The 9,972-nt window shown below is 68.7% G+C and carries 7 protein-coding genes; all 7 read right to left on the bottom strand.

What is annotated here, in order from left to right; genetic code table 11:
* Nucleotides 1-179: 179 nt before the first annotated feature.
* Nucleotides 180-491, bottom strand: a complete 312-nt coding sequence (locus ACZ5DS_RS41025) for a hypothetical protein (RefSeq protein WP_468249216.1) — start codon at nt 489-491, stop codon at nt 180-182.
* Nucleotides 492-1,014: 523 nt separating this feature from the next.
* On the bottom strand, nt 1,015-5,676 hold the full coding sequence (locus ACZ5DS_RS41020; protein WP_468249214.1) for a putative T7SS-secreted protein: 4,662 nt from the start codon (nt 5,674-5,676) through the stop codon (nt 1,015-1,017).
* Nucleotides 5,676-6,344 (bottom strand): hypothetical protein, encoded by a 669-nt coding sequence (locus tag ACZ5DS_RS41015; protein ID WP_468249211.1) that lies wholly within the window; start codon nt 6,342-6,344, stop codon nt 5,676-5,678. Before ACZ5DS_RS41015 ends, ACZ5DS_RS41020 begins: the two co-directional genes overlap by 1 nt.
* Nucleotides 6,341-6,850, bottom strand: a complete 510-nt coding sequence (locus ACZ5DS_RS41010) for a hypothetical protein (protein WP_468249209.1) — start codon at nt 6,848-6,850, stop codon at nt 6,341-6,343. The genes ACZ5DS_RS41015 and ACZ5DS_RS41010 overlap by 4 nt, the downstream gene beginning before the upstream one ends.
* Before the next feature lie 83 nt (nt 6,851-6,933).
* The gene (locus ACZ5DS_RS41005) at nt 6,934-8,112 is read right to left on the bottom strand and encodes a sialidase family protein (protein ID WP_468249206.1); all 1,179 of its coding nucleotides are present in this window, start codon (nt 8,110-8,112) and stop codon (nt 6,934-6,936) included.
* The gene (locus ACZ5DS_RS41000) at nt 8,109-8,780 is read right to left on the bottom strand and encodes a response regulator (protein ID WP_468249203.1); all 672 of its coding nucleotides are present in this window, start codon (nt 8,778-8,780) and stop codon (nt 8,109-8,111) included. Before ACZ5DS_RS41000 ends, ACZ5DS_RS41005 begins: the two co-directional genes overlap by 4 nt.
* Complete coding sequence (locus tag ACZ5DS_RS40995) at nt 8,777-9,964, bottom strand: sensor histidine kinase (protein WP_468249201.1); 1,188 nt, start codon at nt 9,962-9,964, stop codon at nt 8,777-8,779. Before ACZ5DS_RS40995 ends, ACZ5DS_RS41000 begins: the two co-directional genes overlap by 4 nt.
* Nucleotides 9,965-9,972: the final 8 nt, after the last annotated feature.

Raw genomic sequence — 9,972 nt, 5'->3', positions numbered from 1 at the left:
GGCCCACCGACGCGGAGGGTACGCAGCCGCAGGGACCGTTTCCGAGCGGGAGCCCGCTCGCCGTACTGCGCCCAAGTCGCCGAATGCGGCGGCGCCGAGGGAAGGAAGGCCTCGCAAGGGCTCCCGGGATTGATGACGATCATCGTCGGATCGGTCGGCTGCCACACCTTGGCGAACCACTACAGGTAATTCCAGTCGAACACCCGGTGAGGCTCCGGCGCGGGCAGCATGCCCTCGGTGTACACGGCCCAGATCCGCCCGCCGGCGACACGCGGATCGGGCCCGAAGACGGCGTACGTGGCAGGGGGCGTGGCATCCGCCTCGTCCTTCTGTATCTCGAAGAACAGCCTGTCCTGCGCAAGCGTCGCAAAATACGCAGCCCAGTCCTCTCCCGACTTGGCATCGAGGAGAGCCCGCTCGACGTCCGTCGACGGTGTCCAGGTAAACGGTACCGAGGGTCTGAAATCTAGCGGTGGTGGACCGAATGACATGGATGGAAATACCTACCGCGATTTACCATAATGGCGCGATATCGCCATTCCGACTGCTTCAGTTAGTGTTGATCTGGCGACAGATGAACCCTCACGCTGATACACAGGCGCATGGATTGGTTCTATCTTGATGGAGGGACTCACCTTCGGTGAGGCCCTCTCGAAGCTTTCCCAGCGGGTTTGCACTCGATGCTCATCGGTTACTTATCAGGGTTGCCCCTCTCTCTATTGTGGTCAATTATCACGCGATGAACCGGAGGACCGACCCTGATCCGAACCTGCTTGTCCCGCTCATTGTGAGCCGAAACAACGCCATGTACTGGCGTTCCTGTGTCCGGTAGTGGCGCGGGGGCGAAGTTTGCTGTCGTCGGATTATAGGAAGCCACATCAAGGAAGCCGGTAACCCCTGGAGCCCGGGACAATTCCAGGAAAACCCCGAAGGGGAATCTGGCTTTGACGATCCCATCGACCTCTGAACCCAATGGATACAGTAGCTTTGCCTCTTCCCAGCTTGTTTCTGTGCTCATCTGTGGCGGATCCTAGGGTATTTGTTCAATTCTTCGACTCTAGTGTTGGGTATTTCCAGTTCAGTGAGGGGTCCCCCTTCATAAGGGTGTTCGTGCTGCATGAAGCGGGCCAAGTATTCAGCCTTCGGTATCTGTATTTCTATCACTCCTTCACCGTAGTGTTTTGCGTATACTTCGGCAAGTTCTCGTTCCTTGGCGAAATATACGAGGCCGTTCATGTATGGATCGTCGGGGCCGCCTGGGAAGTCCTCTGCTCGGTAGCCATGCTGCTCCTGGAGGTCACCTTGCCCCCTTTGCGGCGCCTTGTAGATTGATTGCACCTCCTCCGGGCAATCATCTGGAGCAAGTCCGAGGTGGTCGGTCCATGTATGCGGGTTTGAGACGTATACAAATGGGTTGGGGGCGGGCGCGAGACCGAGGGGGTCCGGGGTCAGGTACCGGGCGGCTTCGGGGTCGTAGTGGCGGAAGTAGTTGTAGTGGAGGCCGGTTTCCGGGTCGTAGTACTGGCCTGGGAAGCGGAGCGGCGTATATGCCGTGCTGTTGGCTGCCCATGCCGTCGTTCCCCACAGAGTGCTTCGGGTACGCCAAGCGATTTCGCCCTGCTCGTCGATGAGTTCGCTGGGGGTGCCGACCAGGTCTGTGACGATGGCGAAGAAGCGGGAGTCGATCTCGTCCTGGGGTGCTTCGGCCGCTGTGATGCGTTCCGTTTGAGTCAGGGGGCGCAGACCCTGGTGATCCCAGGTCAGGGTGACAGGGTTGGGCAGGTCTGCGGACGTCGTGGTCTGTTCGCAGACGGTGGTGCCGTCCCAGGTGAAGTCGACGCGTTCTACGACCGTTTCGGCGTCCGGCGCGAGGCGAAGCTTCGCAGTGCGGCGACCCAGGGGGTCGTACGTGTAGCGCCAGCGGGTGCCGTCCGGGGTTATCACCGACGTCAGGCGGTCCTCGGCGTCCCACTCGTAGCGCCAGGTGTCCGGCTTACGGGACAGGCGGGTCTTCTGGCGGAGGATGATGCGGCCGAGGGCGTCGTGCTCGTAGCGGACGTTCCCGGCGCGCGTGATGCGGGTGCCCGTGTAGGTGCGGGAGCCTACTGCCTCCTGGCCCGGATGGTGGGCCGGCCAACTCGCCTGTGTCTGGTTGCCCGCCTCGTCGTACGCGTACCGTTCCGTCCAGCCCGACGCGTGGACCGCCGTCACTCGGCCCGTCGCGTCCAGGTCGAAGCGGCGGGAGCCGGAGAGCTGGTCGTCGATGCCGATGACGTTGCCGTCGGCGCGGTAGGCGTACGCCCGGTGTTGGACCGTGCGGCCCCCAGCTCCGGTCACCGACTGGGTCGTCAGGCGGCCCAGCGCGTCGAAGGTGTGCTCCAGAGTGATCGTTCCGCCGATGTGGCGGGAGAGTTCGCGGCCTGCCTCGTCGTAGGTGAAGGCGATGGCGCGACCTGACGCCACCATGCCGGTGCGGCGGCCGGTGGCGTCGTACGTCCAGGTGGTCTCGGCTCCGGCGGGGGTCGTGCGCCCGGTGCGGCGGCCCAGCGCGTCATGTTTGTACGTCATCGTGCGGTCGTTGACCGTTTCCGAATGCAGGCGGCCGTGGCGGTCCCGGAGCAGGGTGAGCGTGGTGCCGTCGGGGCCTGTCGCTTGCGCCAGTTGGTCGGTGAAGTCGTAGGCGTAGGTCGTGATCTGGCCTGCCGCGTCTTTGCGTGTGACCTGGCCAAGTTCGTTGCGGTCGAAGGACACCTCCTCGCCAAGGACGTTCCTGCGTGCCACCAGGCGGGCGGCGGCGTCGTACGTGTATGTCAGTGCGCGGTCGTCGAAGTCTGTCTCCGTCACCAGGCGGCCTGCCGCGTCGTATTCGTACGTCCACGTCAGGCCCTGCGGGTTCGTGACTTTCGTCAGGCGCAGTTCGCTGTCGTGGTCGAACTCGTAGCGGACCCCGTCCGGGCCCGTGCGTGCCGTCAGCAGGTCGAAGTGGGTGTACTCGAAGCGGGTGACGCCGCCGAGCGGATCGGTGTGGGTGGTGCAGTTGCCTTCGCCGTCGTACGTCCATGCCTCGGTCGTGCCGTCCGGGGCCGTACGGGCCGACAGGTGGCCCTCTACCGTCCACTCCAGGCGAGTCACCGCACCCGTCGGGTCCGTTATCGCGGTCGTCCGGCCGACGGCGTCCCGTTCGTAGCGCGTCACCGCGCCCAGCGGGTCCGTCGCCTCCACCGGGAGACCCGCACGATCGCACACGACCCTTGTCGTGTTGCCCAACGGATCTGTCACGGACGTCAGGTGGCCTGCCTCCGTGTACGTGAAGTGGGTCGTCTGGCCTGCCTGGTCCGTCACCGACGTGCGGTTGCCTCGCTCGTCGAAGCTCTGACGGATCACAGTGCCGTCCGGATTCACCAGCTTCACCGGCAGGCCGAGTTCGTTGTAGTCCGCTCTCGCCTCGCGGCCGTCCGGGCGGACGACCGATGTGCGGTTGCCTGCCTCGTCGTACCGGAACATCGTCGTGTGGCCCACCGCGTCCGTCCGGGACAACAGGCGGTTGTAACGGTCACGCCGGTATCTGGTCTCGGCGCCGAGCGGGTCGATCTCGGCCACCACCTGCCGGGCGTCGTTGATCAGGTAGCGACTGGTGTGGCCTTCGCCGTTCGTCGCCGCGGTCACGCGCAGGCCAGTCTCCGGGTCCGGTCCTTGGTACGAAAAGCGCGTGGCCATGTGGCCCGCGGAGCCGGTCTGGGCTGTGCAGCGGTCCTGGTCGTCGTACTCGTACGTGTAGCTGCAGTCGTTCGTGTCCGTCCAGGACGTGACCCGGCCCGCCTCGTCGTAGGTGAAGCGGAGCGGCAGGCCGGAGGAGTTGTAGACCTCGGTGAGGTTGCCGTCCGTGTAGCCGAAGCGTTTCAGCTCCTGGCCGGTCGCCACCAGGTTGTAGGCAGTTACGCGGCCCGACTCCGTGGTGATGCGGACGCCCTGGCCGCTGCTGGAGACCACTGCCAGCGGGGTGCCCTCCGCGTCGTACTCGAAGGTGATCCAGTTGCCGTTGCGGTCGTCTATCTGCTCCAGGACGGCCAGGTGCTCGCTCCGGTCGGCGAAGTGCCAGGTGCGGAGCGTGCCCGGGTCGGTGATCGTGTAGCCGTCGTCCACTCGGTCCAAGGGCCAGCGGGGGCCGTGGGACGGGAGGGTGGGCAGGCCCGGGGCCGGGTGTGGGTACGCCAGGAGCAGGCCGTCCTCGGTGACGAACACGACTCCCTGAGCGTCGATCTCCAGGCGCTGGTCCAGGGTGGAGGACCAAGAGGGGCCGAACCAGCGGCCCAGGTGGTAGCCGGACTCCACCCGCCGCTTGAGGATCACAGGCAGCACGCCGGGGAGGGTCGCGTCCGTCTGCGGCAGGAACATCTTGCCGGTGGCGACATCGACCGGGTCGCCGCAGTCCTCCACGGCGTCCTCTTCGCGGGAGTGATTCTGCGGGTTCTCGTCCACCTCCTCGCGAGCAGTTTTCCCTCCCGCCTTCTCGGCCCCCGCTGCTCCCTTGCGCTCGGCTGCCGCCGCCAGCTTCTCCCCGGCCGCAGCCCGGACCCCGTTGATCTCCGCCCCCACTCCGTCGGTCAGAGCCACCTGCGGAGCGAACCGTCCCCCGAACTCGGCAGGATCCCTGAGGAAGTCGCCCAAGTTCTGCTTCAGGGCCCGTTCCGGATGCGTGGCGCTGGAGACGAGGCCGGCCAGGGTCATGGCCTGGTGCTTGAGGGCCTCGGCGGGGTGGGTCAGGTTGTACGGGTCCAGTGGGTTGGCGCCGCGGGCCATGGTCATCAAGCCCGCCGTGCCCTTGATGACGCCGCCGCCGACATGGAGGATCTCCGTGTGGGCGGCGCCGAGGCCGTCCGACCAGTCCGATTTGAGCTGGGCCAGCGGGGGCGGCTCGGCCGGGGCGTGGGCGAGGGCCGCATCGACGGCCTTGGCGGCACTGTCCGCGGCGGTGTTGCGCTGCTTGCGGGCCTCGTTCAGGATCTCCTCGGCCCGAGCGAGGGCGGCCGTACCGGGGTCGTCGAAATCGCCGGGGGCCGGGCCCGGGTCCTTGTCGCCGGACGCGACAGCGGTCTTGTAGGCGTCGGCACGCTTCTCGTAGTCGGCCTTCGCCTTCTGGGAGGTCTCCTTGCCCGCCTTGTGCAGGTCGATCGCGTCCTGGGCCTGTTTCTGTGCCCAGGTGACCGTCTCCGCGTACGCCTCCAGCGCTGCTGCGGCCTTGGAGCAGGCGTCCGCCGCGTGCAGCCACTTCACCGGGTGCATCGCGAACTTCCTGCGGAACGCTTCGGCCGCCTCGCCCTGCCACTGCGAGGAGTCCAGCTTCCGCATGCCCTGGCCCACGTTGTCGAAAGCCGTGTGGAAGTCCTTCAAGTGCTTGGCGGTGGACTGGATGTCCTTCGCGCTGCCGTGGACGAGGTCGGCCGGGTCATCGCTCTCGCCGAGCTGCTTCTCACCCGGGGTGGCACCCAGCGCGGATGCGGCCCTGTCGCCGTAGTGCTCGACCTTGTCCGCCCAGCCGTGCGCACCGGCCTTGTCCAGGCCCGCCCCGACGAGATCGGTGCCCTTGTCGATGCCCTCACCGACGAACTTCTTGCCGGAGTCGATGACATGCCCGGCACCACCGAGGAGGTCGTTGGTCAGATCACCGAGCCCCATCAGCCGGCACTCCCGTTCTGCTTCCGCTGCTGTTCAGCCGCTCGCGCACGTTCCTCGGGGGACGGACCCCACATGTCCTCCAGCAGGCTGTCGTAGCCGTCGCCGTATCCGGCCCCCTGGACGAGGCTGTCCACACTCACGCCCGGCGGCATCCCCACCGATCCGGTCATCACATCCCGCCCGGCGTCCTTGAAACCCTGCTTGCTGCTCTCCCACGCCTCCTCGAAGGACTTCCCGCTGTAATCGGGGTGGGTCAGGGCGTCCGCACTGCCCTGCTGCAGCTGGTCCCAGCTCATCTTCGTCACGTCGTCCTCGGACGCGTACGGGTTGCCCACCACCGAGTTGTAGCCGACCTTCAACGCGCCCTCGATGTACTGGTCCCTCTCGTGCATCGTGCCCGCCGACAGACCCACACCCTCCGCGAACGTGTTGCCCTCCGCCACCAGGGCACGCACACCCCACTCCCAGCGCTCACAGAAAGACTTGAACGTCGACGTCAGATCCCCATGCCCCAGCTGGAGCCCGGACAGCTCCAGGTTCGAAAAACCCCGGCCCACCCCCGCCAGGCTGTCAACCCCCAGCTCCCTCAGCTCGCTGAGGGTCTGGGTGATGCCCTTCGCGATCTCACCCAGACCCCTGTAGTCGATACCCTCGCCGGCTCCGCTCACCGCGGCGCCTCCCCCTCATTCAGCACGACGGCCCGGTCAACGGCCGCCCCATCCGGCACGATCCCCACCACCGGCGGAAACAGCACCCCCTCATCCCCATCGGCCGCATCCACCGCCACCCCACACGGCACCCCCACAGCCGGAACCCCCACATCCAGCAACCGGGCCCCCAGCACCCGCCGGTACGGCCACTCCCGCTCCCCCTCACCCCTCGCCACCGCAAACCGCGCCAGCGCCGACTCGTTCGAGAACGCCAGGATCCAGCGGATACCGCCAAAGTCGGCCGTCAGCGGATTCTCGTCCGCGTCGAGAGGGAGCAGTACTGCCGTACGGCGGAACTCACCCAGCACAGCAGCGAACTCACGGCACCTGCCCGCGACCCCCTCCGCCTCGGAGGGAGCAGGAGCCACAGGAGATACGTCCGCGTCGGCCGGCTCCGCATACTCCGCCAGCCGCGACCTGCGTACCAGCCCCGACGCGTCGGCGCCACCCCCGTGATCAGCCATGTCCGGGATCATCACATCCGTGCATTACCGAACGCAACGCGGTACCCGGCACGGCACAGGACCTTTGGCCGGATCTACGCCGGCTAGGGCAGCCCCACCCGCCGGAACTCAATGGTCTCGTACGTCCCCGTCGTACCGGTCTCGTAGAGGACGCCGACCGTGTCGTGGGCTAGTTGGACGAGGTCGGAGTAGGCGGCCCTGTGGTCCGAGAGGGTCAGCAGCTTGGTGAAGGTGTGGCCCTCGTTCGTGCTGGACCACAGGGCCATCGCGCGGCGGGCCGTGGGCACGGAGGGGGCCGAGAGCAGCAACGGGGTCTTGGGGCCGTGGAGTTGGAGCACGCTGCCCTGGACCACCGGCACGTCGTTCAGGGCGGGCTGGACGGCGTAGGGCCGTTCCAGGGTCTGGCCGCCGTCGCCGGAGTAGGTGTCGAGGCGGTTGCCCGGCGCCTTGCCGTTCTGGTCGCGGGCGTTGAAGTACAGGCGGCCGTCCGGGAGTTGGGCGGCGCTCGTTTCGTTGGCGTTGGTCCCGCCGTCGTAGGTGTCGTCCACGAAGCCGACGTGCCAGGTATGCCCTCCGTCGTCGCTGTAGAGGGCGTGGCCGCCGTAGTACTTGGGCTCCGCGCCGGTGTCAGGGGATCCGGCGGGCGGGGCGGCGGAGTGGTTGGCGGGGATCAGCAGGCGGCCGGCGTGCGGGCCCCGGGTCAGGGCGACCGCGTGCCCGGGACCGGTGGCGTACCAGCGCCAGCCCGGCCGCTTCGCCTCGGCCGTGATGTCCCGCGGAGGCGAGAAGTGCCGGCCGTCGTCCGGGCTGCCCTGCACGAACACCCGGCGGCTCTGCTCCGGGGTGGCTGCGCCGCGCATGATCTGAGCCTCCGTCACGGCCCCGCTGTTGTACGAGGTGACGAGGACGACGGCGCCGGAGCGCGGGTCGACCACGGGCGCCGGGTTGCCCCGGGTGTTCCCCTCCCCCGCGGCCACCACCTTCAGCCGGCCCCAGGTGCAGCCGCCGTCGGCGGAGCGGCGCAGCACCACGTCGATGTCCCCGCTGTCGCCCGCGCCGTCGTGCCGTCCCTCGGCGAAGGCGAGGACGGTGCCGTGCGGGGTCCTGACGAGGGCGGGGATGCGGTACGTGTGGTAGCCGCCCTGGCCGGACACGTACGGCACCGAGGAGGTGCAGCCGGGGGCCGCGTGGGCGGGCAGGCGGGCGGTGAGCGAGGTGAGGAGCGCGAGCGTCGTGAGAAGCGTGCGGTGGAGCGGCGTCACGCACCCATGCTGCCCGGAATCACCAGCCCCGACTCGTAGCCCACGACCACCAACTGGGCCCGGTCGCGCGCCCCGAGCTTGCCCATGATCCGGCTCACATGGGTCTTCGCGGTGAGCGGGCTCAGCCCCAACGCCTCGGCTATCTCAGTGTTGTTGAGGCCCCGGGCGACCAGCGTCAACACCTCCCGCTCCCGGTCCGACAGGCACTCGGGGCCGCCCGTCGGCGGCGCGGAGGGGCTGCGCAGAAACCGCTCGATCAGCCGTGCCGTCGGGCCCGGGGAGAGCAGCGCCTCGCCCGCGGCGACCGTGCGGATCGCATCGAGAAGTTCAGCCGGACGGGTGTCCTTCACCAGGAACCCCGAGGCGCCCGCGCGCAGCGCGTCCACGATGTTCTCACCGGTGTCGTAGGTGGTGAGGACCAGCACCTTCACCCCGGCCAGGTCCTCGTCGGCGGCGATCAGCCGGGTGGCCTCGATGCCGTCGAGGTCGGGCATGCGGATGTCCATCAGCACCAGGTCGGCGCGTTCGGTGCGGGCGAGGTCGACGGCCTCGCGGCCGGTGGCGGCCTGCCCGACGACCACCATGTCCGGCGCGGACTCCACGAGCATCGCGAACGCAGCCCGTACGAGGGTCTGGTCGTCGGCGAGCAGCACCCGGACGGGGGTCATCTGGTTCCTCCCAGCGGCAGTACGGCTATCACCTCGAAGCCGTTCGTGTCCTCGCGCGGACCGGCGGTCAGCGTGCCGCCGACGCTGCGCGCCCGCTCCCGCATGCCGAGCAGGCCGTAGCCTGGCGTGTCGGTGCCACCGCCTGCTCCGTCGTCGGTGACGTGGACGTGGAGAGAACCGTCCTCCTCGTACACCCGCACCTGCACGGTCAGGTCGTCCCGGCCGCCGTGCCGTACCGCGTTGGTGAGCGCCTCCTGCACGATCCGGTAGGCGGCGGCCCCCACGGCGGGCGGCACCCCGTCCGCGGTGACCGTGAGCTTCACCTCGGCGCCCGCGGTCGTCCGGGCGAGGTCGGCCAGGCCGTCGAGGCCGGGCAGCGGGCCGCGGGCGTCCGGGGTGCCGGGATCGCGCAGGACCTCCAGCGTCGTACGGAGTTCACCGCGGGCCGTGCGGCAGGTCTCGGCGATGTCGTCCAGGGCGCCGGCGACGGCGGCCCGGTCCAGCCGGTCGGGGTCGGCGGCCAGGACGTGGGCGGCGACCGAGGTCTGCACGCCGATCAGGGTGATGCTGTGGGCGAGCAGGTCGTGCAGGTCGCGGGCGATGCGCAGGCGTTCCTCGGCGACCCGGCGACGGGCCTCCTCCTCGCGGGTGCGTTCGGCGCGTTCGGCGCGCTCGACGGCCGCGGCCACGTTCGCCCGGTGGACGCGGATGTAGCCGCCGAGGACGAGCATGGAGACGATCCAGCCGGTGATCTGGAAGGACACCGTGAGCCCGGCCATGCCGTGGTCGATCTTCAGGAGCATCATCAGCCCGACGACGGCGCAGCCGATGACCGCCGTGCGCCGGGGGCCGCTGCGGACCGCCACCGTGTAGAGGACGGCCATGGAGGCGGCCGTCGGCGCGGAGTGGTTGTAGTCCAGCTGGTGGAACGTCGCGATCAGCGGGATCATGATCGCCAGCGCGGTCAGCGGCGCCCGTCGGCGCCAGGCGAGCGGCACGTGCAGGGCCAGCAGCAGAGCCCAGCCGAGCGCGTCCGGGTGCCGTCCGCTGCCGACGGTCATGGCGATGACGGAGGCCAGCGCGGCGAGGCCGGCGGCGAGGTAGGCGTCCTGCCGCAGAGGGTCGGGAGACGGCTCTGCGAGCCGGGGCCGGAAATCGGTGATGGTTGCCTGCACGGGGTTCATCTTCCGCT

The organism is Streptomyces sp. NPDC031100 (assembly GCF_055570785.1).
The sequence above is the reverse complement of the archived record's forward strand: the minus strand, read 5'-3'. Positions and strand labels throughout refer to the sequence as shown.

Coding starts and splice junctions, on each gene's coding strand:
- ACZ5DS_RS41025 (WP_468249216.1), bottom strand. CDS start 491: ATGTCATTCGGTCCACCACCGCTAGATTTCAGACCCTCGGTACCGTTT.
- ACZ5DS_RS41020 (WP_468249214.1), bottom strand. CDS start 5,676: ATGGGGCTCGGTGATCTGACCAACGACCTCCTCGGTGGTGCCGGGCAT.
- ACZ5DS_RS41010 (WP_468249209.1), bottom strand. CDS start 6,850: ATGGCTGATCACGGGGGTGGCGCCGACGCGTCGGGGCTGGTACGCAGG.
- ACZ5DS_RS41000 (WP_468249203.1), bottom strand. CDS start 8,780: ATGACCCCCGTCCGGGTGCTGCTCGCCGACGACCAGACCCTCGTACGG.
- ACZ5DS_RS40995 (WP_468249201.1), bottom strand. CDS start 9,964: ATGAACCCCGTGCAGGCAACCATCACCGATTTCCGGCCCCGGCTCGCA.